Annotated in this window: 18 protein-coding genes; 10 read left to right on the top strand and 8 right to left on the bottom strand. The window is 40.3% G+C overall.

Features of this window, described 5'->3' with window-relative positions:
- The first annotated feature begins 44 nt into the window (after nt 1–44).
- Nucleotides 45–536, top strand: a complete 492-nt coding sequence (locus tag HNQ80_RS09210) for a MogA/MoaB family molybdenum cofactor biosynthesis protein (protein ID WP_184310356.1) — start codon at nt 45–47, stop codon at nt 534–536.
- A gap of 47 nt (nt 537–583) precedes the next feature.
- Here HNQ80_RS09210 and hprK read toward each other — a convergent pair whose 3' ends face one another.
- On the bottom strand, nt 584–1,516 hold the full coding sequence (hprK, locus tag HNQ80_RS09205) for an HPr(Ser) kinase/phosphatase (RefSeq protein WP_184310355.1): 933 nt from the start codon (nt 1,514–1,516) through the stop codon (nt 584–586).
- Between the two features lie 9 nt (nt 1,517–1,525).
- Nucleotides 1,526–3,400 (bottom strand): excinuclease ABC subunit UvrC, encoded by a 1,875-nt coding sequence (gene uvrC, locus HNQ80_RS09200; protein ID WP_184310354.1) that lies wholly within the window; start codon nt 3,398–3,400, stop codon nt 1,526–1,528.
- Between the two features lie 122 nt (nt 3,401–3,522).
- Between uvrC and HNQ80_RS09195 the strand changes: the two genes are divergently transcribed.
- A complete protein-coding gene (locus tag HNQ80_RS09195) occupies nt 3,523–4,167 on the top strand; it encodes a hypothetical protein (RefSeq protein WP_184310353.1) in 645 nt (214 codons plus the stop codon).
- A 69-nt stretch (nt 4,168–4,236) separates the two neighbouring features.
- A complete protein-coding gene (locus HNQ80_RS09190; RefSeq protein WP_184310352.1) occupies nt 4,237–4,794 on the top strand; it encodes a stalk domain-containing protein in 558 nt (185 codons plus the stop codon).
- 22 nt (nt 4,795–4,816) lie between these two features.
- Here HNQ80_RS09190 and HNQ80_RS09185 read toward each other — a convergent pair whose 3' ends face one another.
- From HNQ80_RS09185 to uvrB, 3 genes are all read right to left on the bottom strand, one after another.
- Complete coding sequence (locus tag HNQ80_RS09185; RefSeq protein WP_184310351.1) at nt 4,817–5,467, bottom strand: PilZ domain-containing protein; 651 nt, start codon at nt 5,465–5,467, stop codon at nt 4,817–4,819.
- A 155-nt stretch (nt 5,468–5,622) separates the two neighbouring features.
- Nucleotides 5,623–8,460, bottom strand: coding sequence for an excinuclease ABC subunit UvrA (gene uvrA, locus HNQ80_RS09180; protein ID WP_184310350.1), 2,838 nt, complete (start codon nt 8,458–8,460; stop codon nt 5,623–5,625).
- Between the two features lie 4 nt (nt 8,461–8,464).
- Nucleotides 8,465–10,453: an excinuclease ABC subunit UvrB gene (gene uvrB / locus HNQ80_RS09175; protein WP_184310349.1), complete on the bottom strand. Its 1,989-nt coding sequence runs from the start codon at nt 10,451–10,453 to the stop codon at nt 8,465–8,467.
- Between the two features lie 337 nt (nt 10,454–10,790).
- Between uvrB and HNQ80_RS09170 the strand changes: the two genes are divergently transcribed.
- Complete coding sequence (locus tag HNQ80_RS09170) at nt 10,791–12,056, top strand: sensor domain-containing diguanylate cyclase (protein WP_184310348.1); 1,266 nt, start codon at nt 10,791–10,793, stop codon at nt 12,054–12,056.
- A gap of 85 nt (nt 12,057–12,141) precedes the next feature.
- Here the strand turns inward: HNQ80_RS09170 and HNQ80_RS09165 are convergent, their stop codons facing one another.
- Entirely contained in the window at nt 12,142–13,278 is a 1,137-nt protein-coding gene (locus HNQ80_RS09165; RefSeq protein ID WP_184310347.1) for a PDZ domain-containing protein, read from the bottom strand.
- Between the two features lie 203 nt (nt 13,279–13,481).
- On the opposite strand from HNQ80_RS09165, the gene glgB reads away from it, so the two are divergent.
- From glgB to HNQ80_RS09135, 6 genes are all read left to right on the top strand, one after another.
- Nucleotides 13,482–15,443, top strand: coding sequence for a 1,4-alpha-glucan branching protein GlgB (glgB, locus tag HNQ80_RS09160; protein WP_279288979.1), 1,962 nt, complete (start codon nt 13,482–13,484; stop codon nt 15,441–15,443).
- A 6-nt stretch (nt 15,444–15,449) separates the two neighbouring features.
- Nucleotides 15,450–16,661 carry a glucose-1-phosphate adenylyltransferase gene (locus tag HNQ80_RS09155; RefSeq protein ID WP_184310345.1) on the top strand — a complete coding sequence of 404 codons (1,212 nt, stop codon included), beginning with the start codon at nt 15,450–15,452 and terminating at the stop codon, nt 16,659–16,661.
- Nucleotides 16,662–16,676: 15 nt separating this feature from the next.
- On the top strand, nt 16,677–17,786 hold the full coding sequence (gene glgD, locus HNQ80_RS09150; RefSeq protein ID WP_184310344.1) for a glucose-1-phosphate adenylyltransferase subunit GlgD: 1,110 nt from the start codon (nt 16,677–16,679) through the stop codon (nt 17,784–17,786).
- Nucleotides 17,787–17,804: 18 nt separating this feature from the next.
- Entirely contained in the window at nt 17,805–19,250 is a 1,446-nt protein-coding gene (gene glgA / locus HNQ80_RS09145; protein ID WP_184310343.1) for a glycogen synthase GlgA, read from the top strand.
- Between the two features lie 18 nt (nt 19,251–19,268).
- On the top strand, nt 19,269–21,695 hold the full coding sequence (locus tag HNQ80_RS09140) for a glycogen/starch/alpha-glucan phosphorylase (protein ID WP_184310342.1): 2,427 nt from the start codon (nt 19,269–19,271) through the stop codon (nt 21,693–21,695).
- A gap of 224 nt (nt 21,696–21,919) precedes the next feature.
- Nucleotides 21,920–23,893: a glycoside hydrolase family 13 protein gene (locus HNQ80_RS09135; protein ID WP_330602817.1), complete on the top strand. Its 1,974-nt coding sequence runs from the start codon at nt 21,920–21,922 to the stop codon at nt 23,891–23,893.
- A gap of 18 nt (nt 23,894–23,911) precedes the next feature.
- Here the strand turns inward: HNQ80_RS09135 and HNQ80_RS09130 are convergent, their stop codons facing one another.
- Nucleotides 23,912–25,132 carry a S41 family peptidase gene (locus HNQ80_RS09130; protein ID WP_184310340.1) on the bottom strand — a complete coding sequence of 407 codons (1,221 nt, stop codon included), beginning with the start codon at nt 25,130–25,132 and terminating at the stop codon, nt 23,912–23,914.
- 279 nt (nt 25,133–25,411) lie between these two features.
- Entirely contained in the window at nt 25,412–26,248 is an 837-nt protein-coding gene (locus tag HNQ80_RS09125) for an aminotransferase class IV (RefSeq protein WP_184310339.1), read from the bottom strand.
- Nucleotides 26,249–26,338: the final 90 nt, after the last annotated feature.

Below are 26,338 nucleotides of genomic sequence, written 5' to 3'. Positions count from 1 at the left end.
AGATTTACTCTAACCACTAACCCCACTACAAAGGAGGCCATCACATGTTTACATTAGGTATTATTATTGCCAGCGACAAAGGATCTAAAGGCGAGCGAGCAGACGAAAGCGGAATCGTCATTCAACAAATGATGGAAACAAATGGCTACATTACGAAAAAATATATCATCCTACCGGATGAAGCCGATGCTCTGTCTCAAGAAATGATTTTTATGAGCGACGAGCTTGGCGTTGATTTAATCTTAACCTCTGGTGGAACAGGCTTCTCAAAGCGTGATATCACGCCAGAAGCAACACTCCAGGTTGTTCATCGCCTAACGCCAGGAATCTCCGAAGCGATCCGCTACAATAGTCTACAAATCACACCCAGAGCTATGCTTTCCAGAGCAATCTCTGGCATACGAAACAATACATTGATTATTAACCTCCCAGGCAGTCCTAAGGCTGTACGCGAAAGCCTAGAATACATCCTGCCTAGCCTTGCCCATGGCCTTGAAATCCTAAAAGGCTCCGCATCAGAATGCGCTCGAAAATAAGTGTAATGAATGAATAAAGGCAGAGAAAGTTCTCTGCCTTAACTTATTTACTCATTTCCTGCATCTTCATTCATCTGCTTGAGCAAGCGATTGTTTAGTGTTTCTGCTGCATTGAAACCCATCCTTTTTTGACGGTGATTCCTTGCCGCCACTTCCACAATCATGGCCAAATTCCTACCAGGTTTGATGGGAATTGTATTTTTGGGCAAATCTACACCTAATATATTGTTGTATTCTTCATCCATTCCCAAGCGGTCATATTGTTTCTGATCATTCCAATTCTCCAATTCAATCACCATATCAATCGCTTTTGTATTTCGAACGGCGCCAACCCCAAATAACTGTACCACATCCAAAATACCAACCCCACGAATCTCCATAAAGTGGCGGATTACTTCAGGAGCGCTTCCCACCAGCGTACTGTTATCCACCCTTTTGATTTCCACAGCATCATCTGCAACCAACCGATGCCCCCTTTTGATTAATTCCAAGGCCGTTTCACTTTTTCCAATTCCACTTTCTCCAACCATTAAGATACCAATACCATAAACCTCTACCAATACTCCATGCCTTGTAATCACTGGCGCCAGCTTATCCTCCAAATAACTTATCAAAACACTTACAAACTTTGTAGTTGGCATCTTGGTCCGCAGTAGGGGTATGTTAAACTTCACAGCTGCCTCCAATAATTCTTCATAAACCTCCAAATCCCTTGCAATGATTACACAGGGAATGGGATAGGAAAAAAGTTCCTTTGCCCTCTGCTTCCTAAGCTGGTGTGTAAGTGTCTCAAAGTAATTCCACTCCACCTTCCCAATGATTTGCACCCGCTCATAGGCAAAGGATTTATAAAAACCCGTGAGCTGCAAGCCAGGTCGATTCACATCGTTGACAGTAATCTTGATATCTCCTTGATTTGATTGATAAATAACCTCTAGATTTAAATCCTTGCACAATTCTCCGATACTAACGCTTCTCACAGCTTCTCCCTACCTTTCCTCTTGCTTTCCCCTATCAAAATAATCTTTGATCTGCTCTGCGGCTCTCCGATTCATTCCTTCTACCTCACAGAGAGCCTCCACATCTGCCTTTTTAATTCTATCAATGGATTGAAAATGTTTAAGTAGGGCAATTCTTCGCTTCTCACCAATTCCTGGAATTTCGTCCAGTACGGACTGTACCGCTGTCTTTCCTCTGAGACTTTTGTGGTAAGTAATGGCAAATCGATGAGCTTCCTCCTGCACCTTCGCAACCAGTAGAAAAGCATTTGATGTTTTATTCAAACCTAACTCTACGCCTTGATAGATCAGGTCCTTTGTTCGATGTCGATCATCTTTCACCATCCCTGCGATTGGAATATCTACCTGTAATGCAGACAATACTTCCGCTGCAGCATTTACTTGTCCTAAGCCTCCATCAATCAATATGAGATCAGGCAGTCTAGAAAATTTTCCTTCTTCATCTACAATTCCCTTTTTCTCCATAGCTTCTTTTTCTTCTAACCCCCGTTTAAATCGCCTATACACAACCTCCTGCATACTACCATAATCATTGGGTCCCTCTATGGTTTTTATTTTAAATCTTCGATAGTCACTATATTTAGGTTTCCCACCTTCAAACACCACCATGGAGGCCACAGAATGAATTCCTTGGGTATTGGAGATATCAAAGGCTTCAATTCGGTAAGGCTTTCTATCCAATCCCATATATGCGGCCAATTCCTCTAAAGCTCCTAAGCTCTTTTGCCTTTCTCTGATGAGTTTTTCACTAAATTGCTCTAGGATTTCAACAGCATTTTTATGCACCATATCCAACAGTTCTTTTTTCTCTCCCTTTTTAGGGTTTTTCACACTGACCTTTCCATCTTTTTTCATCGTTAGCCATTGGGAAATGAGATCACTATCCTCAAGCTCCTCCTCCAGCAATATTTCTTTCGGTATAAACGCGGTACCTCCGTAAAACTGTTTTAAAAAGGAACTTAAAATCTCCTTTCTATCATCCTCATCTGTAGCGTTCACCATGTAGTGTTCTCGCCCCATGAGCTTGCCTCCCCGTAGGAAAAAGACCATGATGCAGGCTTCATCCACACCTCGAGCCATGGCAATCACATCTTGATCAATGTCTGTAGCGAAAATCACCTTTTGCTTTTCCAAAATACTTTGAATGGCTATGATTTGATCCCTATATTCCGCAGCCTTTTCAAAATCCATATTTTCTGCTGCTAAATGCATTTTCTTAGAAATCTCTTTCACCAATTCATCCTGTTTTCCACTGAGAAATAAAATGATTTCTTGGATCATCTTATCATATGCTTCTTGATTCACATTCCCAGTACATGGTCCAAGGCATTTCCCAATATGATAATTCAAACAAGGTCGTTCCTGAGGTTTTTCTAGGCTTTTACTACAAGTTCGCAGCGGATAAAATTTCTTTAATATTTCGATGGTCTGGTTTACTGCACCTACATGGATATAGGGTCCAAAATATCTGGCACCATCCTTAATCACTTTTCTGGTTTTCATTACCCTAGGGTATTTTTCACCTAGGGTAACCTTTATATAGGGATAATGCTTATCATCTCTCAGCAGCACATTATACTTTGGTCTGTGCTTTTTGATCAGATTGCTCTCCAGCATCAATGCCTCAACTTCAGAATCTGTGATGATATACTCAAAATCATGGATATTTTCCACCATGGCACGAACCTTTGGTGGATGATTTTTGGAAGACTGAAAGTATTGTCTCACTCTATTCTTCAAGGAGATGGCTTTGCCTACATAGATAATTTCTCCATGACTATCTTTCATCAAATAAACACCAGGTTTATCTGGTAGTTTTTTCAGTTGTTCACTTAAATCCACCATATAACATTCCTCACGTTTCTTCAAAGTACAATACGATTACTTCTATTTTACCAAAATTGATACTTAAATCAAATTTGTATATAATAGATTAGGATATCATTTTATAAAAGGAGATGAAAATGATGAGCAATTCACAACGAAGCATCAGCTTTACAGTGGGCTTAATGGGAGCGATTCTGTTCATGATGATGCTAAGTCCTTTCCTTCCAGAATTACTTTTTTCATCGGCTCCGTTATTATATGCCTTTAGCTATATTTTCTTATTTGTACTCTTTCAAAATGGTTATAAATATCTATTCATCCGTAGGATGACGCCAACAGCCAGCGCTCTAATGAACACCATACCTATTCAACGTCCCATTTACAATCGTCTCTATTATTATGGCATTTTGCTTCTTTTGGCACTCAAAAATCTAAGGACCTTGGACTTTTCACTTTCTTTTATAGCACAGCTTCTTATAGCAGTCTTAGTCGTTGAGTTGCTTCTTTGGTACGGAGGCAAATCTCTCCAAGCTGAACTTACGCAAGCCGCTATTATTATTAGAGGATTCGATCCTAGAATAGATATCCCCTTTAATACTTCTATTTATAATCATCCAGGCGTTTATTACTATTCAGATTTTCTGCATTATACGCTAGAGGGAGATCAACTCATACTGACTTTGCATCATGATAGAGGGCGCCTTCTTCTTCGTACTTCCCTTGACATGCAAAGACAACTCATGGGTCTTTTCCAAACTAAAGGAGTTCCTTTAAAAGGAAAATAAATAGTTTGTGTATATTTTTTAGAAAATTGGTTAATCCTCTCAATATCGATGATATAGAGGGGGAAATTTATGAAAAGTGCAATGATAAAAGCAAGTACTACTTTTTTTGTTATATGTATTCTGACCACATCCATGGTGGCAGCAGTACCGACGTTAGAAAACATTCAAGTCATTTCGAAGGATGTCCTCCTTCAGTTGAATGACGAACCACTCCTATCTGCCAGCGCTATCGTTCATAAAGATCGGATATATTTGCCCATAAGATTTATCGTTGAGCAGCTTCATGCTCAGATTCACTGGGATGAGTTATCTAACACGATTTCCATTCAATCACCCTATGTCTTCAGAGATTTTCCAGAAGCGAATCCTCTTGAGAAGGAAAAGTTCATTTATGGAGAAATATTGGCCATAGATAAGAAAAGTAACCTTATAACCATCGAAGAGCATTATGATGATCGAGATACCTATATTGAACCAAATCTCCAGGTCAAGGAGAATGTCATCATCATTCTTCAACGAAATGATAAGCAGATGAATCTTTCTTTTGGTGACTTACGAATTGGCGATCACATCGGATTGGTATTAAACAAAGATCAAGAAGTCCGTGGTATTATTCTTAATCAATGATAAATTACATAAAAGCCAGTGACTACCCATTGTGTGTCACTGGCTCTTTCTGCCTTTTAAAACGAATCTGCGTTCGGAAAACAAAGGCTCTAATTTTTTGAACATCTCGGTCATCCAGGGCCACAAATTGTCCACCCATGGCATAACCTTCCTCGCATGTTTGATTTCTCAATATTCTTACGGTAACGAGAATCAGTTCTTCCTCCAGTGGCAATTCCAGTACAATAACCGTATCCACAGGAAGTGATAAAGTAGAATGGAGTAATAACCCCCCTATACTTAAATCCTTCACTACTGCTGGAACAAATTTCTCGCTATTTATTTCCATATCCCCATAGCTTCTTATATAGCACGATACAGGAATATCTACGCCCGCTCTCACTTGATCTCTGCGTTTTAATTGTTCCATTTCCGAATCCTGAGGCCTTTTTAACCTCAAACTTTGTCCCTTTATTGTATGGATAAAGGAATTGAAAAGATAGGCTTTACCCGATTGATCCCAAATTGTACAAGCAACTTCAAGCTTATTTTTGTTATGTGCAAATTTATAGTCCAGCAAGACATAAATGTCATTTTCTGTAATGTTTTCAATCGTCCCAGCCAACTCTACCTCACCAAGCTCATTGGTGAGTTTCATTCGAATTCTCTGATTTATTGTCAAAGGACTTGTCATGCTTACCTCCTAACAAATTGCTTCCTCTCTATATTAGCTATATAGGTTGCAAAATCCTTCTATTTATCCTAGTACTTTAGTCGTATCTTTCATGTAATTCTTCATTATATGTAAGTTAATCCCTATTATTTATCTAAAAAAAGCCTAGCGCAACGCTAGGCTTTTAAATCCCTATCCAATACCTTCTTCAAAAACAGTCCCGTATAGGACTGAGGAATTTTAACAATCTCTTCCGGTGTACCTTGTCCTACAATAAGGCCACCTTTATCCCCACCTTCAGGTCCAAGATCAATGATATAATCGCTGGTCTTGATCACATCTAAATTATGCTCAATTACCAAAACTGTATTTCCACTCTCTACCAACCTATTCAATACGCCAATTAGCTTATGGATGTCAGCAATATGAAGCCCTGTAGTAGGTTCATCCAAAATATATAGGGTTCTGCCTGTACTTCGCTTGCTAAGTTCTGTAGCTAGCTTAATTCGTTGGGCTTCTCCACCTGATAACTGGGTCGACGGCTGACCTAATTTAATATATCCTAAGCCTACCTCATGCAAGGTTTCCAGTTTTCTTTTGATACTAGGTATATTCTGAAAGAAACTCACAGCCTCTTCCACAGTCATATCCAATACTTCAGAAATGGATTTACCTTTGTACTTTACCTCCAAGGTTTCACGATTATACCGCTTGCCCTTACATACATCACAGGGTACATACACATCTGGAAGAAAATGCATTTCAATCTTTATAATACCATCACCCTTGCAAGCCTCACATCTGCCACCTTTTACATTGAAGCTAAATCGTCCCTTCTGATATCCTCGAACTTTGGCTTCAGGAACCTGTGCAAAGACATCTCGGATCATATCAAAAACTCCTGTATAAGTAGCTGGATTGGATCGAGGTGTTCTTCCAATAGGTGATTGATCAATATCTATGACTTTATCGATATATTCCAAACCTCGAACTTCTTCATGCTTTCCAGGTTTGCTTTTGGCTCGATGAAGCTCCATGGATAATTTTTTATGAAGGATCTCATTAATCAATGTACTTTTCCCTGAACCTGAAACACCAGTCACGGATACAAATACCCCCAAGGGTATTTTCACTGTTAAATTCTTGAGATTGTTCTCCTTGGCACCCACCACTTCAATCCATTTTCCGTTAGGTGCTCTTCGCTCTGCTGGGATTTCAATTTTCTTCTTGCCTGCAAGATATTGACCAGTAATGGAGTCCTCGCTGTTCATAATATCATCCACAGTTCCCTGGGCAATGATCTTCCCTCCGTTTGCTCCTGCACCTGGTCCGATATCGATGATGTGATCTGCTGCAAACATGGTGTCTTCATCATGCTCCACAACAATCAAGGTATTCCCTAAATCCGTTAGATTTCGCAAGGTTTTCAGCAGTTTCTCATTGTCTCTTTGATGCAGTCCAATACTTGGTTCGTCTAGAATATATAGTACGCCTACCAGGCTAGAACCAATCTGGGTAGCAAGACGAATCCGCTGAGATTCTCCTCCTGAAAGGGTTCCTGCTGCCCTGGATAAGGTTAAATAATCTAAGCCAACATCCACCAGGAAGCCCAATCGCTCATTAATTTCCTTTAAAATTTGTCGAGAGATCATCTTGTTTTTTTCTGAAAGCTCCAGGTTGCCAAAGAAATCTAAAGCACTTCTTACAGAAAATTCTGTTGCCTCTGCTATATTTTTTCCAGCAATTTTTACGGCAAGCACCTCAGGCTTTAATCTCATACCCTTACAGCTATCACAGGGTGTTAAACTCATAAATTCTTCGATTTTTTCCCGCATATAATCAGAATTTGTTTCCTTGTATCTTCGTTCCAAATTCTTAATAATTCCTTCAAAAGGAGAACGATACTTTTTCATCCCCCCAAATTTGCTTTCGTAAGTAAATTCGATGGCTCGCTTCCCAGTACCATAAAGGACCTCATGGATAAAGGTTTCGGGCAGCTGTTCCATCGGTGTATCTAGATCCACGCTATGATCCTTGGCCAAGGCATCAATCATTTCATAATAGTAGGTACCTTCCGAAGAATTAGAAAGAGGTGCCACAGCCCCTTCTCGAATGCTTAAGGAAGCATTCGGGATAATTAAGTCAGAATCGATTTTCTGTAAATAGCCGATTCCATTACAATCAGGACACGCACCAAAGGGACTGTTGAAGGAGAACATTCTCGGTTCCAATTCCTCTATGCCAATACCATGTTCTGGGCAGGAAAACTTCGTACTGAACAGCATATCCTCTCCATCAATGATATTGACGATTACCAACCCCTCTGACAAGGATAAAGTTGTTTCAATGGAATCAGACAATCTTTTCTCAATGCCTTCCTTGATCACAATCCTATCCACAACTACTTCTATGGTGTGCTTTTTGTTTTTTTCCAGCTTAATATCTTCAGCGATCTCTCGAATTTCTCCATCGATTCGAACCCTTACATAGCCATCCCTTTTAATGCCCTCCAGCACCTTGGTATGTTCTCCCTTTCTACCGCGGACCAAGGGTGCCAACAGCTGAATTTTTGTTCTCTCTTCCAAGGCCATCAGCTTGTCTACAATTTGATCTACTGTTTGCTGGGTAATCTCTCGATCGCAGATGGGACAATGGGGCGTACCAATCCTAGCAAACAACAATCTCAAATAGTCATAAATCTCTGTCACTGTGCCAACTGTAGAACGGGGATTTCGACTGGTGGTCTTTTGATCGATGGAAATGGCAGGAGAGAGACCTTCGATATATTCTACGTCTGGCTTCTCCATTTGGCCTAGAAACTGTCTGGCATATGCCGATAAGCTCTCTACATATCGTCTTTGTCCTTCCGCATAGATTGTGTCAAAGGCAAGGGAGGATTTTCCTGACCCACTCAAACCAGTCATGACTACAAATTTATCTCTAGGAATTTCTATATCTATATTCTTTAAATTGTGCTCCTTGGCACCCTTTACAATAATACTATTTTTTGCCATATCTTCACCTCATATTATCCAACGTATCTTTTAGTTCAAGGATCTTATCTCTCAGTTCAGCAGCTCTCTCAAACTGAAGATTGATTGCAGCTTCCTTCATTTCAGTCTCTAATCGCTTAATGGTATTCAGGATATCTTCTTTCTCCATCTCATCCAGTTTTTCTTCCATACCATATCGTTCTTTATCTTCTGCCACCTTCGTCGCTTCGATCACATCCCGTACCTTTTTGACAATGCCCTGGGGAACAATGCCGTGCTCCTCATTGTAGGATTCCTGGATCGCTCTTCTACGATTGGTTTCTCCAATGGCTTTAGCCATTGAATCTGTAATTTTATCGGCATACATGATAACTTTCCCTTGAATATTCCTAGCAGCCCTACCAATGGTTTGTATAAGGGAGGTTTCTGAACGAAGAAAGCCCTCTTTATCCGCATCTAAAATGGCAACCAAAGCCACCTCTGGCAGGTCCAAGCCCTCTCTTAAGAGGTTGATACCAACCAATACATCAAATACACCCAATCGGAGGTCCCGAATGATCTCCATTCTTTCCAATGTATCAATATCTGAATGAAGATATCTCACCTTGATGTTTACATCTTTAAAGTAACTGGTTAAATCCTCCGCCATCTTCTTGGTTAAAGTAGTAACCAGTACTCTTTGCTTATTTTGAATCACACCATGGATCTCCCCGATTAAATCATCAATCTGTCCTTTAATCGGTCGCACTGTGATTTCTGGGTCAATCAGTCCTGTAGGACGAATAATTTGCTCCACTGTATTTTCGCTGTGTTCTTTCTCATAAGGACCTGGCGTTGCACTGACATAAACAATTTGATTGACCAAGCTCTCAAACTCTCCAAAGTTTAGAGGACGATTGTCATAGGCAGAGGGCAGTCGGAAGCCATATTCCACAAGACTTTCCTTTCGAGAGCGATCTCCAGCGTACATGCCCCGAATCTGAGGAATGCTCACATGGGACTCATCCACGATGATTAAAAAATCATCAGGGAAATAGTCAATCAAAGTAAATGGCCTACTTCCTGGCGGCCTTTGAGAGATGTGTCGTGAATAATTTTCAATACCTTGACAAAATCCCACTTCTCTTAGCATCTCAATATCGTACATGGTTCGCTGCTGGATTCGTTGGGCCTCAATAAGCTTTTCATTGTCCTTGAAGTACTGAACTCTGCCCTTTAACTCCCCTTCTATATCTAGGATGGCCTTTTCCAGCTTGTCATGGGTGGTTACATAGTGGGATGCAGGGAAAATCGATACATGATTTCGAAGACCGATAATCTCCCCTGTCAGTGCATTCACTTCTGTAATTCGGTCAATTTCGTCTCCAAATAATTCTATTCGCACTGCATTCTCTGAAGATGAAGCAGGAAAAATTTCAATAACATCTCCTCGGACGCGGAAGGTCCCCCGCACAAAGTTGATATCATTTCGCATATACTGAATATCCACCAGTTTTCTCAATATATCATCCCGACTTTTCGTCATCCCAGGACGAAGGGACAATACCTGGGTCTCATAGTCCACAGGATCTCCCAATCCATATATACAAGACACACTGGCAACAACGATTACATCCCTTCGTTCATAAAGAGATGCTGTAGCCGAGTGTCGCAATTTATCAATCTCATCATTAATCTGAGCATCCTTTTCAATGTAAGTATCTGTATGGGCCACATAGGCTTCCGGCTGATAGTAGTCATAGTAGCTCACGAAGAATTCAACTGCATTGTTGGGAAAGAACTCTTTGAATTCACTGCACAGCTGGGCGGCCAGCGTCTTATTATGGGCAATCACCAAGGTTGGCCTTTGTACCTTCTCGATCACATTGGCCATGGTGAAGGTTTTTCCTGACCCGGTTACCCCTAATAGGGTCTGATGCTTTTTTCCATTTGTAAGCCCTTCACTCAGGGATGCAATAGCCTTTGGCTGATCCCCTGTAGGCTTGTATTCCGATGCAATTTCAAATCTATTCATCCTACATACTCCTCTTTTCAGCATTCATACAAATTATAACACACCTATTTTTCATCCATTATAAACAGATAATGGAAAATCAAACACTTGTTCGTATGCTTAATTATATCTCTCCTTTTTTTGAAAGTCAATGCATATGATGTAAATCTTTAAGGTTCAGGTTAAGGTTGTAGAGGCGCCCATTGGGCATCTACAATGGGTCGCTTTTTTTATCCATTTCGTCAAAATCAATATACGGCCATGGCCAAAATAATGTTAGAAATAGTGAAGGAGAATAGGAATAATTCTAGAATAATTTAAACATGACTTGAATTATAATACATGAAGGTGGCGTTCCATGAGCGAAAAGAAAAAGATCGGTTTATTTTCACGTTTAGGCATACTTATATTACTGTCTCCCTTTATTGCCACTTTGCTATTGGATATTTGGGGACTACAGTCCAGCCTATTGTTTCCCTTGTTAACAGCAGCTTTATTAGGTATATTCGGACTTGCCCATGCCAGGGCATTGAAGCATCATTATAAGATCGTTGACAGACAAACCCAGACGATTTCCAGCATCACTCATCTAAATGAAAAACTGGAGAAGAATAATTTGATCAAGGAAGCAATGTTAGAAATCAGCAACTCGATTCTAGATATCAAAGACTTTGACGAATTCTTAAACACTGTAGTTAAGAAGGCTGTCCAGCTTATCGACAAAGCCGATGCTGGCAGTATCCTTATCATAAATAATGATAATCGCCTAGAGTTTAAGGCTGCTGTAGGCTATGACTTAAAGGGGCTCTCCAGAATAAGTATGGCTGTGGAAGAAACCTTCTTATACCAATACACTCAAGGCAATTATGCCAAGCCATGTATCATAGAAAACCCAATGAAATTTAATCAAAAATTCCTGGCAAAGGAAACCTATACTAAATTTGAAGATGCCGATGCCCTATCCCTTAGAGCTACCATTTCTGCGCCCATCCTTATTGACAACAAACTTTATGGAATGATCAATGTAGACAACAGCCAGCACGAGGATGCTTTTAACATTCATGATACTGCTATTATAGAGTACCTAGCAAATCAGCTGAGCATTGCCATTAAAAATGTAATGTTGCTGGAGAAAACCCTGTTTCTTTCCCGATACGATGGATTGACAAAAGTATACAATCGACATTATTTTGACGAACTGTTTGAGAGTATTTATAAGCGAGCAAAGCGATATCATGAAAGCTTTTGCCTTTGTGTAATCGACTTAAACGACTTGAAGATCATTAATGATATGTATGGTCATCAAACTGGCGACTTGGCTTTAAAAGCCTTCTCCTCGGTGCTCCGCGAAAATATACGGGAGTCCGATATCATTGGTCGATATGGCGGGGATGAGTTTGTCATCATCCTTTTAAATACAACTGCTGAAAGCAGTCAGGAAAAGCTTCAACAAATTACTCAACAATTAAAGGAAAGAACACTTTCTACAGAAGACAGAGAAGTACAAGTTTCATTCAGCTATGGTATCGCCTCTTTTCCTGAAGATGCCTCGGATAGCAAGGAACTATTTCGAACCGCAGACTTTCGAATGTATAAACACAAATTACAACAAAAAACAATTTAAGGACCAGCTTTTAGAGCTGGTCTTTTGATTTATCTTATCAAATCTATTTTTCATGACTTAAAAGGTATCTTTCTCTTATGAATTGTTACTTTTTTATACTCTCGATCCATTTCTTTATTGGACTTAAGGATGGACTTGGCAGAAAAACAACAGATGAATTTTGGGGTACGATAATCAGCCCAAAGCTATCCATTCCATACCTATGTTTATATTCAATGGTCTTCTGCTTCCCTGCTGCATCGATGATCTCCATCCATATTCTCTGGGGAAAGCTGCTTAAAACAACCTGAATGTCTGCCTTATCATAAATTGGATGATTGTTTATCCTTAGAATCACATCTCCTGGATTTAGATCCATTTTTTTCTTAGATCCATCCATTTTCACATCCAATACAGTAATTCCACGGCGATGATGCCTAAATAGCGGAGCCTTCCTTTTCTCTTCCTTTTGGCCCCACAATACTAAAGCTTCATGTCCTAATGCTGCAAAACTGACAGCAATCCATTGAAACAATATATATTTCTTGGCCATCACTGAAAGAAGAATGAGTATTGCGCTATACGTCAAAAGCCTTATGGCCGAAGTTTTCGATTTTTGGTTAGGTGTGCTGGATAAAGCCATATCGCTATACCCCAAGACTGCTACAAACATAGACATGGGTAAGGGCAGGTTTTCACTCCCTAAGGTCCCCATCATCGCCAACAATACAATAAAGGGAATGGGCCAGAATCGTTGTAGTAAAAATCCGCCGACAATCCCGTATTTTTCGTCCTCGATGAAAATAGGTGTAGCATGCCGATGTCCATCTAGCCATATTAAAATACTCTCTACCAAATGGAGAACGCCTACGATTGTCATGAGGCTTGGTATATTTATCTTGGGAAGACCCAATAAAAGACTGACGATGCCTAACAGGCCACCCCCATAGGCAAAGCATACATAACGGACATTGATCAACATGAGCATAAAGGCCATTGGCAATAGGTAGATAAAATCTCTAGGTTCTATCGTAACCCCAAGCATAAGGATAACTATGGTTCCTAAGCTACCGCCCAATACACCCATCATGAACCCATTCAATACTTTCTTCCTAAGTGTGGTTTTTGTAAAGCCCATGGCTTTGTATTCAAAGTCGTGAATTTTTTTATACTGAAGGAATGATATTCCGCCTACGGCCAATATTACTACCATTGTCTTACTCCATCTTAAGAATTCTACCATTCTCATTTCCCCTTTTCCCATTCTTATATATACATTATGGCCATAAATTCAGGAATTTTTTACCACAACACACAAAAAAGGTGATAAATCCATGAAATAGATCATATATATATCCTTGTGTGTTAACGAATAGTGAATTTAGTCATTTCTATGCAGCCTGAACATATACATTAATAAGGTTGTCTGAATGACCCTGTAAACCCATGAGAAAGGTGGAATCCAAACCAATGAAGGCGTTATCACTAGAGCCTGAGAACATTAATCTTTTTCAAGAGGGACGGCATTACCATTGTTACGGCCTTTTTGGCGCCCATTTGGTGGCCAAAGACGGTATACCAGGCATTCAATTTACCCTTTGGGCTCCCCATGCTGCAGCAGTCTACTTGATTGGGGAATTTAATGATTGGCAGGGTAGCCTTCACCCATTCTCCTTGGTAGATCCATCAGGAATTTGGTCTCTGTTCTTTCCCAACCTAAAGGAAGAAGCCTTGTATAAATACGAAATACATACATCCCAAGGAAAAATTCTTCATAAGGCAGATCCCTACAGTTTTTTTGGAGAAACCAGACCTGGCACTGCCTCAAAAGTCTTCAACCTTCAAAAATACCAATGGCATGATGAAGAATGGTTGAGTCTGCGGAGTCGAAATTCTCTTTATAACGCACCAATAAATATATACGAAGTACACCTAGGTTCCTGGAAGCGAAAAGATAATGGAGATTTCTATACCTATAGGGAATTGGCTCCGTTGCTGATCAGCTATGTCGTTGAGATGGGCTACACGCATATCGAGCTATTACCTCTCACAGAACATCCCTTTGACGGTTCCTGGGGATATCAATCCACTGGATATTTCGCTGTCACCAGTCGATACGGAACACCTGAAGATTTCATGTATTTTGTTGATAGTTGCCATCAAAAAGGGATTGGCATTATTCTTGACTGGGTTCCTGGCCATTTTTGCTCCGATGCCCACGGACTTGCTAATTTTGATGGTACACCACTTTATGAGTATCAAGATCCCCAGCGCGCTATAAACCATCAATGGGGCACACGAAATTTTGATTTTACAAAGCCTCAAGTATGGTCCTTTCTCATTTCCAATGCCCTCTTTTGGTTGGATATATATCACTTAGATGGTTTGCGGGTGGATGCGGTAGCTTTCATGCTTTATCTGGATTACGGAAAATCCTCTGATCAATGGACGCCCAATTGTCATGGCGGCAGGGAAAATCTTGAAGCCATTGCTTTCATGAAACGATTAAATGAAACCATCTGTCATAAATATCCCAATGTATTGGTGTTTGCTGAGGAATCTACAGCATGGCCCTTGGTAACAAAGCCTACATATTTAGGGGGTTTAGGCTATAGCTATAAATGGAACATGGGATGGATGAATGATATGCTTCGTTATATGGAAATGGACCCGATTCACCGCAAATGGCATCATGAGTTGGTTACCTTCTCCTTTATGTACGCCTTTTCGGAAAATTTTGTTTTGCCCCTTTCCCATGATGAAGTCGTTCATGGAAAAAAATCTTTATTAAATAAAATGCCTGGAGATTATTGGCAGAAATTTGCCAATCTTCGCGCCTTCTATGGTTATATGATGGCCCATCCTGGTAAAAAGCTTCTTTTTATGGGAGGAGAGTTCGGGCAATTCATTGAGTGGAGAGATGACCAGGGATTAGACTGGCTTCTGCTGGATTACGACATGCATCATAAGCTCCATGAATATGTCCGTTTTTTGAATCATTTCTATAGTGCTGAACGCTTGCTATGGGAAATCGATCATGATTGGGATGGATTCCAGTGGATCGATCCCCATGACTCTCAGCAGAGTATCATTACCTTTATGAGAAAATCAATAAATCCTGAATACTTTATGATCATTCTTTGCAATTTCACACCTGTGGTACGAGAGGCTTATCGTATTGGTGTACCTCAGCTCGGCGAATATATGGAGGCTTTTAATAGCGATTTAAGCATTTTTGGTGGCTCCCACCAGGTGAATAACACTCCCTTAATGGCTGATGCGATTCCCTGGCATAATCAACCCTACTCCCTAACAGTGAAGGTTCCTCCCCTAGCCACCATATATATAAAACCAAAAATTAGAAAGCTTAGAACCAGTAAAAAGAAACGGAACCTGTTAAGGAGGTAAAAAAAGATGCATAAAAAAGAATGTGTTGCTATGATATTGGCTGGAGGCCAAGGAAGCAGACTGGGTATCCTTACAAAAAAGCTGGCTAAGCCTGCGGTGCCTTTTGGTGGAAAGTATCGTATCATTGACTTTCCCTTAAGCAACTGCTGTCATTCTGACATCGATACCGTTGGTGTCCTCACTCAATACAAACCGTTGGTACTGAACTCCTATATTGGTACAGGAGCCCCATGGAATCTTGACAGCAAGGACGGTGGTGTTACAGTACTTCCTCCCTATGTAAAAGAACTGGGCGGGGAGTGGTATAAAGGCACTGCTAATGCAATCTATCAAAACATTGACTTTATAGACCTTTATAACCCTGAATATGTCCTGATCCTATCCGGTGACCACATATATAAAATGGATTATGCCCTTATGCTGGATGCCCATAAAAAAAATCAAGCCCATGGCACCATCTCTGTCATCGAGGTTCCTTGGGAAGAAGCCAGCCGTTTTGGCATTATGAATACCAATGAACAAAATCAGATTATAGCGTTTGATGAAAAACCCTTATATCCCAAAAATAATCTTGCTTCTATGGGCATCTATATCTTTAACTGGCAGCTGTTGAAAAAGTACTTGCAAGAGGACGAAGCAGATGTCACATCCAGCCATGATTTTGGGAAAAATATCATTCCAAAGATGCTTCAAGGCTCCCAACGAATGTTTGCCTATCGCTTTTCTGGCTACTGGAAGGATGTAGGCACCATTGAAAGCTATTGGGAAGCCAATATGGACTTATTATCAGATTATCCAGAGTTAGATCTATACGACCGAAACTGGAGGATCTATTCTGTCAATCCAACCCAACCTCCAAATTATATTTCTCCCATGGCAAAAGTCCGTCGTTCCCTCATTAACGAAGGTTGTCAGATTCATGGAGATGTTGAAAATTCGGTAATCTTTCCAGGTGTTTATGTGGGACCCGGCTCCCGAATTGTGGACTCTGTTATTATGCCCTATGTAAAAATAGGTGCCAATGTAACCATTGAAAAGTCAATTGTGGGTGAACAGACCCTCGTCCGTGGCAATAGCGCCATTGGCCATCGAGAACTGGACGACTGGTTTCGCAGTAGCATCTCTGAAAGAGATATCACTGTCATCAGTGAAGGTTTGGACCTACCAAGAGGAACGAAAATTTCTAGGGGTCGGGTGTTTGACCAAGAAGTAATTTAAGAAAGGAGTGGAAATATGGGTGATTTAATGGGGATTGTGAACAACACAAAAAGTGGTACTTTACTAAAGGAACTGTCGGATAATCGCTATACAGCGGCCGTTCCCTTTGGAGGCCGTTATCGAATGATTGACTTTGTCCTCTCTAACATGGTAAATTCCGGCATTCGAAATGTAGGAATTCTCGTTCAGGATAAATACCGATCTTTGATGGATCACCTTCGTTCAGGTAAAGAATGGGGATTGGCACGTAAAACAGATGGACTGTTTATCCTAACCCCTCCATATCATCATAATGTTCGGAAAGGAGATCTGGATAATTTCCATTGTAATCGAGAATATCTTGAGAAAAGTCACCAGAAGTATGTGGTCATCTCTGGCAGCAATATGATTTGTAACATTAATTATACGGACCCACTACGCTTTCATAAAGAACATGGTGGTGATATTACAATCCTTTATACTGAAGAAGACAGTGCCACCACAGATTTTTACAATGCCACCGTCTTAAGCATGGATGAGGCTTGTCAGGTAAAAGCCATGGAGGTTAGCCCCACCAAACCTAAAAGTAACCGACTTTCCATGGATATGCTGATCATGGAAAAAGCTTTTCTCATTGACCTCATTGATGAAGCTGTTGCCAAGGGTGGTCATGATTTTCTCATGGATTGTATCATTCGAAATTTATCCAGTCTAAAGGTGTTTGGCTACCATCATCCCGGTTATGTGGGTAGGGTTCACTCCATCCAAAGTTATTTTAAACACAATATGGATTTACTCCAAACAGATATATGGGAGGAAATCTTCGTTAAATCCGGTCCCATATATACCAAGGTGAAAGATCAAGCTCCTGTTAAATATATGGATAGCGCCATGGTCAAGAATTCTTTGATTGCCAATGGGTGTATTATAGAGGGAACCGTAGAAAACAGCATTCTCTTTCGAGGTGTCCGGGTTCATAAAGGCGCTGTGATCAAGGATAGCATCGTCATGCAGCACTGTGAAATAGATGAGAATTCTGAATTGAAGCATATCATACTGGATAAGGATGTTCTTGTCACCAGAGACAAAAAGTTGAGGGGTTCAAGGGAATATCCCATGGTTGTTGAGAAGAACACCAGTCTATAATGAGAGGATGATAAACAAATGGTTAAAATACTTCATATCGCTTCAGAAGCTTCACCCTTTATCAAAACAGGGGGATTGGCAGATGTTATTGGCTCACTGCCAAAAGCTCTTCATGAAAAAGGGTTGGATGTGCGGGTTGTTCTTCCCAAATACGGAACGATTGAACAACACTGGAAAGAGCAAATGGTCTGGGAAAAAAGCATTACCGTTCCTCTCGCTTGGCGTAATCAATTTTGCGGTATTGAAACAATCTGCTACGAGGGCATTACCTTCTATTTTCTTGATAATGAATACTATTACAACCGTGATCATATTTACGGCTATGAAGATGATGGAGAGCGGTTTGCTTTTTTCTGTCGCGCAGCTTTGGCATTTCTGCCACATATCGATTTCCAACCCCAAATTCTTCACTGTCATGATTGGCATACAGGTCTTGTCAGTGTGTTTTTGGAAGCCTTTTACAATCATCTCCCCTTCTATCAGAACATGGGTACCATCTTTACCATCCATAATCTTCAGTATCAAGGGGTATTTCCTAAGTATTTTCTTGGGGATGTGCTGGGCTTAGACGATAGTTATTTCACCATTGACAGCCTGGAATACCAAGGTCAAATCAATTTCATGAAAGGTGGACTTGTCTTTTCAGATCTACTTACTACAGTAAGTAAGAGCTATAGTGAAGAAATTCAAACACCCTATTTCGGGGAAAGCCTGGATGGATTATTGCGAAAGAGAAGGAAACAACTTTTTGGTATCATCAACGGCATTGATTATGATCTTTATTCACCCAATAAAGATCCTCATATTTTTCTTCCTTATTATGATAATCTACAAGATAAATCCTTTAACAAAGTCAAGCTCCAGGAAGCCCTTGGCCTTTCTGTGGACTCCAATACCCCCATGATTGCCATTATTTCCAGATTGGTCAGTTCTAAGGGCCTCGATCTGGTAGTCCATATACTGGATGAGCTTCTTTCTTTAGATGTACAGTTGGTTATCCTAGGCACGGGAGAGGCCAAATATGAGGAATTATTCCAACAAGCAATGATTAGATATCCATCGAAACTATCGGTCCATATACAGTTTGATGATTCATTGGCGAGAAAAATTTATGCCGCTTCGGATCTCTTTCTGATGCCTTCACGCTTTGAACCCTGTGGCATTGGTCAATTGATTGCCCTTCGTTACGGTTCCATTCCTATTGTACGGGAAACCGGAGGCCTCAAGGATACAGTACAGTCATATAACGATTATAGATGTACGGGCAATGGCTTTAGCTTTACCCATTACAATGCCCATGATATGTTATTTACGATTCAAAGGGCTCTGAAATCCTATCAGGATAAGAAATTATGGATCAAGGTTTTTAAAAATGCAATTTATAGTGATTTTAGCTGGCATCAATCGGCTCAGCAGTATACTCACTTATATAAAACCTTGACCTTCCAGACCCAAAAATTTTAGGAGGTGATTTCCAGGCCCATGAACAAAGTACTTTTCAAACAATTGTTTTTAGAAAAATTTGAAACCATGCATGGTCAAACCATTGAAGAAGCATCTCCTATGGATTTGTATATGACATTGGGAGCGATGATTAGGGATTTTATGAGTCGCAAATGGATTCATACTAATCAAACCTATGTGAATCAGGGAAAAAAGCAGGTATATTATTTTTCCATGGAGTTTTTGTTAGGCAAAATGATGGAGAGAAATCTCCTTTATCTCGATTGGAAAAAAATTGTGTTAGAAGCTTTTGAGGAACTGTCCATCGACTTAGAAATGATTCTATCATTGGAACCAGATGCAGGCTTAGGCAATGGTGGTCTCGGTCGATTGGCTGCATGCTTTCTAGATTCCTTAGCCTCCCTCCAATTACCTGGTCATGGTTGTGGAATTCGCTATAAATATGGCTTCTTTGATCAAAAAATTGTAGATGGCTATCAAGTCGAGCTTCCCGATCCATGGCTAAAACATGGAAATGTATGGGAAATTCGAAAAGCTGATAAGGCTGTGGAGGTCCGTTTTGGTGGAGTCGTCCGTTTAGACCAGCATGACAATAAAACCATATTTATTCATGAGAATTATGATACTGTCCTGGCGGTACCCTACGACTCTCCCATTGTAGGTTTTCAAAACAATACGGTCAACACCCTCCGCTTGTGGAGTGCAGAAACAACCATGCGAGACTTTGATTTCTCCACCTTTAATCGTGGTGATTATCTGAATGCCGTAAAATATAAACATGAAGTGGAATCCATCTCCCAAATATTATATCCCGATGATCAACACCAAGAGGGCAGAATCCTTCGATTAAAGCAGCAGTATTTTTTGGTCTCCGCCAGCCTGCAAAGCATTATCCATCGTTATAAAAGAAAAGGAGGTTCCCTCCATGAGTTTTCCAATAAAATCGCCATTCATATCAATGATACCCACCCAGTATTGGCGATACCTGAGCTGATGAGGATTTTAATCGACGAGGAAGACATGGGCTGGGATCAAGCCTGGCAACTCACCACCCAAACCATTTCTTATACGAACCATACTATTTTACCTGAAGCCTTGGAAAAATGGCCCATTGATCTCTTTCAATCCCTACTCCCTCGGATATACATGATCGTCCATGAGATCAATGAACGGTTTTGCCATGGACTTTGGCAGCGATACCTTAACAACTGGGAAAAAATTGGTCAAATGGCCATCTTGGCCGACGGCTATGTTCATATGGCCCACCTTGCTGTGGTGGGCAGTCACAGTGTAAATGGGGTTGCAGAAATCCATTCGGAAATCTTAAAAAAACAGGTAATGGCCCACTTTTACGAAGTTTTTCCCTATAAATTCAATAACAAAACCAATGGGATAACACCTAGACGATGGCTTATAAAATCAAATCCTTCCCTTTCCCAACTCATTACGGATACCATTGGTTCAGCTTGGCTCCATGATTCCTCTGAACTCATTCAGCTCATGAATCATGAGGAGGATTCCTATTTCAAACAACAGATTTTTACGATCAAACACAATAACAAGTTAACCCTATCAAGAATCATTGAAGACAAAACTGGTATAAAAGTAGATCCCAATTCCATTTTTGATGTCCAGATTAAACGAATTCATGCCTACAAACGGCAAATGTTGAATCTGCTACATATCATGGATTTGTATAACCAACTGCGAGAGAACCCTGATCTTGACATACTGCCGCGAACATTCATTTTTGCTGGCAAGTCTGCTCCCAGCTATTATCAAGCAAAACAAACCATCAAACTCATTCATACTTTGGCAGATCTAATTAACAAGGATTCTTCCATCAAAGATAAGCTCAAAGTCGTCTTTCTTGAAAACTATAATGTTTCTCTGGCTGAAAAGATTTTCCCTGCAGCTGAGGTAAGTGAGCAGATTTCAACGGCCAGCAAAGAAGCCTCAGGTACTGGCAATATGAAGTTTATGATGAATGGTGCCATTACCTTGGGTACTTTAGACGGAGCAAATATCGAAATCAAGGATGCAGTAGGTGAAGAAAACATTGTGATTTTTGGTCTTACCGCCCATGAAGTCTTAGCTTATTATCGTAACGGTGGTTACAGTGCTTGGGATATGTTTCATCAAGACTCGAGAATAAAAACAATACTCACCCAGCTCATCAACGGTTTTTTACCTGCAGCCCAAGATGAATTTCGAAGTCTTTACGATGCCCTTCTTTATCAAAATGATGAGTATTTTGTTTTAAAAGACTTTTCATCCTATGTGGATGCCCATCGCCGTATCAATCAATTATATGGAAATCCTCAGCAATGGCTTAGAATGAGCGTCTGCAACATCGCTCATTCTGGAAGATTCTCCAGTGATCGAACCATATCCGAATATGCCTCAGGTATTTGGCAGATTGATCCGGTGTATGTAGGAGAGTAGAGTTAGTGGTTAGAAGTCAGTCGTTAGTGGGCTACAATACCCTCTTTAACGTTAATCTTGAAAAAAGTCTATTCCCTCAACGATAGGCTTAAATTCTTTTTCTTTTCATATCTTTCAATACCACTAACCTCTAACCACTAACCAGAAGCTGTTATCTATTTCGGACTGTTTCTATCTTTATAACGAAGTACAATCCCATCATAATCAAAATCATAGAAAGGTTGGTGCGCCCATTGAAAATTCCTTGGATTCATCATGACTCCCATCAATCTTTTTACCGAACACCCTTTGGTGCTGTTACTTGTCAGCATAGGGTTTCTTTTGGCCTATCCGTCGAAGATGGAGAAGAAGAAATCTATCAAGTAGCCCTTCGCCTCTGGACCGATCAAGAGGGTGAAAAACTGCTGTCCATGAGGCTAGTAGAATCTATAAATAATCAACAAATCTATAGGTTGGTATTTGACCTTCCTTCTTATCCGTGCCTTGTATGGTACTATTTTATTATTACTACAAATACAAGCACCTATTATTATGGTAACAACCCTCACCAGCAAGGAGGTATAGGCCAAGTCTATCTTTATCAACCTCCTGCGTACCAGATCACTGTCCATAAGGAAAATAGCTTAGTTCCCTCATGGTTTAAATCCTCGGTAATGTATCAGATTTTTGTGGATCGATTCTTCAATGGATCGGAGGATGGCAGGATCATGAATCCCAAACCAGGGGCATATCTCTACTCCGATTGGAATGCTACCCCTTCCTATATTCGGGATCAAAAAACAGGTGCCATTGTACAGTATGACTTTTTTGGCGGCAACCTGGCAGGCGTCATAAAAAAGCTACCTTATTTGCAGTCACTGGGTATTAACCTCATCTATTTGAATCCAATTTTCGAATCCTCCAGCAACCATAAATATGACACAGCCGATTATAAGAAAATAGATCCTATGTATGGAGATCACGAAGCCTTTCAGTCGCTCTGTGAAGAAGCTGAAAAATTGGGCATCTCAATCATCTTGGATGGGGTCTTCAGCCATACGGGAAGTGACAGTATTTATTTTAATAAAAATGGAAACTATCCTGGTTTAGGCGCTTATCAATCCACTGTTTCTCCCTATTATCCTTGGTATCGCTTTGAAGTCTACCCTGATCAATATGATTGCTGGTGGGGAATTGATACCATGCCCAATACCAATGAAACAGAGCCTACCTTTCAAGGCTTCATCATCCATGATGAGGATAGTGTCCTACAGCATTGGATGGACTCAGGCGCCAAGGGATGGCGATTGGATGTGGCCGACGAATTACCGGGATCTTTCATTAAAGCACTGCGCAAACGGATGAAAGAAATCTATCCTGAAAGTATCCTAATTGGAGAAGTATGGGAGGATGCATCCCATAAAATCAGCCATGGTGAATCTCGAGAATATTTACTAGGTGAGGAACTGGATTCGATCATGAATTATCCATTTCGTCACATTCTTCTGGATTTTATCCTGGGTCATTTCAATAGCAAGGAAGTACATCAAGCCTTCATGTGTCTATATGAAAACTATCCCCGCCATCACTTCTATGCAACGATGAATCTTATTGGAAGTCATGATGTACCAAGGATTTTAACATTATTGGGAGATGCCCCGCCTGAATCGTCTCTATCAAAGGAAGAACAGGGGCTTTATCGGCTTTCCCCTGAACAAAAAAAGAAAGCCCTAAAGCGATTAACGCTTCTCAGCCTAGTACAAATGACCTTCCCAGGCGTTCCTTGTATATATTATGGGGATGAAGCTGGTGTGGAAGGCTATAGTGATCCGCTGAACCGCAGAACCTACCCTTGGGGACGAGAAGATCAAGTTTTACTGACATGGTATAGAAAAATCATAGAAATTCGTCGCCAATACGATGCCCTTTCCACTGGAGATTGGATTTCCTTACCCATTCATGAGGATATCTATGGCTATATGCGCTGCATTGAGTGTCAACGGGATATCTTTGGTGAAAACAAAAAAAACAATCGTATTTTTGTTTTTATCAACAGAAGTTTGCATCAAGAAATTCCTTTAACTATCGATGTTGCTTCATTTGGAGATCAGCCTTGGATGGATATACTCCACGATAGCCACGAATTTTCAGTTCTAGATTCTAAGTTAAACATTTCTTTAAAACCTCTGGAGGGCAAAATAATAGTGCAGAAGCTATAAACTTCTGCACTATTTCTATTATTTCGCCAATTTTTGCCTTAATACTTCAATCCCCTTCTGAAGCTGAATATCATCTGCATCTTTTACTTCCTCTTGCGCTGTCTCATCCTCAGGTACTTCCACTACAATATCTGGTTCAATGCCTTTCCCATGGATATAGACCCCATTAGGTGTGAAGTATTGGGATGTAGTGAGTTTGAATCCTGTTCCATCCTCTAAAGCTTTCACTCTCTGAACCAATCCTTTTCCAAAGGTAGTAGTTCCAATAAGGGTTCCTGATTTTGTATCCTTTACTGCACCTGATAAAATCTCCGATGCGCTGGCACTTCCTTTGTTTACCAGAAGTACATAGGGAACCTCTATTTTTCCAGCATTAGAATACTCGTATTCCCTTTCACCAGAACGATCCTGGGTATAGACCACCACTGTCTTTCCTAATAATTCATCGGCGATCTTTACGCACTGGTCTAGAAGCCCTCCTGGATTATTCCTTAAGTCGATGATCAAGCCTTTCATGTTCTGCTTTTGCAACTGGGTTAACTGGGTCTTAAAATCTTCCGATGTCATCTCATCGAACATGGTGATTCGTATATATCCTAAATCATTCTCCAACATTCGAGATTTTACAGTCTTTAAGCGAATCTCTTCTCGAACAATTTCCACATCGAAGGGTTGATTTTTCCCTTCTCGATAAACCGTTAAAGTCACCTTGGTGCCAGGGTCACCCTTTATGATAGCCACTGCCTCATCCAATTTTTCACCAGAATACTCTTTTCCATTTACTTTTAATATCTTATCCCCAGATTTCAGACCTGCCCGCTCTCCAGGCGTATCTTCGATGGGAGATACTACCGTAATGTAGCCATCTTCTCCAGGGGTCATGATAACACCAATCCCCCCATAGGTTCCCTTTGTATGGGTCATAAAATCGTCAAATTCTTTTTTACTCATATAGACAGAATATGGATCTTCTAAAGATTGAAATAGTCCCTTTATGATGCCATCCTCAACCTTGCTTTCATCCACTTCCTTATAGTAATTGGTCTCGATGAATTCCTTCAAGCTGAGGACCTTGCTGTAGCTTTTTGATATATCCTTGTAATAATCATAATTCTTCTTCGTAATAATAACTTTCTCCCCTATGCTCAAAGCAAAAACATTTGTAAGGGTAAAAGTAATCACACTGGTTAGCAGTACCAAAATCATGGCACCCAATATGGCATTCTTTCTACTGATCATATTATGCTTCACCTCATTCAAAAATAATTGGTACTGTTTGCGTGGATTCATCAGCATAATTTATATTATTCCTCACCTGACCTGAATATAACAATATTTTATACTCTTTTCATCGACCACAACAGTAAGATGCTTAAAATATCATTAAAAGCATTTTTCCTTATTTATTATACCATCATTTTCTTCCATTGCAAATTTATCACATCGCTTAAAAGCTGAAAGCCGGGCATAAGACCCGGCAAACCTATATATCCCTCTAAAATCTTTCTTATTCGATCCTTAACATATTCCACAGGATTTCCTATATGTTTCCATATCTTCCTCATATCCTTGGGCAATTCTTTCCGTAATCGAATGATGCACACTGGCATATACATGATCCCCTGTACTTCGAATCGGCAATACATTGACAGATGTTCCTGTCATAAAAGCACCTTCCATTTGAGAGATCTCTGTTTCATGGATATGCTGTTCAATTACTTTTATGTCTAGTTTTTTACAAACCTCCATGATTCGTGTCCTCGTCACGCCCAAGAGCACTTCACCCGGTGGAGCCGTATAGACCTGATCTCCCTTCACAAAGAATATATTAGAACGACTGCCTTCCGTAATGTACCCATCCTGATTGATCAATATGGCTTCAAAGGCTCCCTCTAGGCTCATCTTCTCATTAATTCTCTTTCTCAAATCCAAATTCATAACCTTCGCATTTGGATTTTCCCGCTCTGAATGAAAAAAAATCGTATGGATGCCATTCTCGTAAACCTGTCTTTCTGGATAATGGCTTTCGACAAAATATTGAAGAAATAGCTGTTCTTCCTTGTCGAAGCCACTACATAGCCATTTTATATTCATATTTGGAAATTTATTTGCTTCGATCAGCGCTGCCATCTCACCCATGATTTCTTGATCGCTCTTATGAATCCTATAGTCCAAAAGCTCTGCGGATTTTCTCATTCTCTCCAGATGATCCTCTACGTACAAAGGCACCTTATCCATTACACGGATTACCTCATATATGCTTTGGGACTGTATACTTTGAAATATATGATCTTCTTCCGTATCATACAAAACCCCATTTGCTATATAAAAATCTAGCACTGCCTCTCGTTTCATGTTGTCACCTCAAAATTTTAGTCATTGTCTACACTAGTATTATACCCTAAAAACCTCTTATTTTACCAGTTGATTACCAATGAAAATCTA

Origin of the sequence: Anaerosolibacter carboniphilus, assembly GCF_014205875.1 — a bacterium.
Lineage (GTDB): Bacteria > Bacillota > Clostridia > Peptostreptococcales > Thermotaleaceae > Anaerosolibacter > Anaerosolibacter carboniphilus.
Note: the sequence above shows the minus strand (reverse complement) of the source record. Positions and strands in the feature narration are given on the sequence as shown.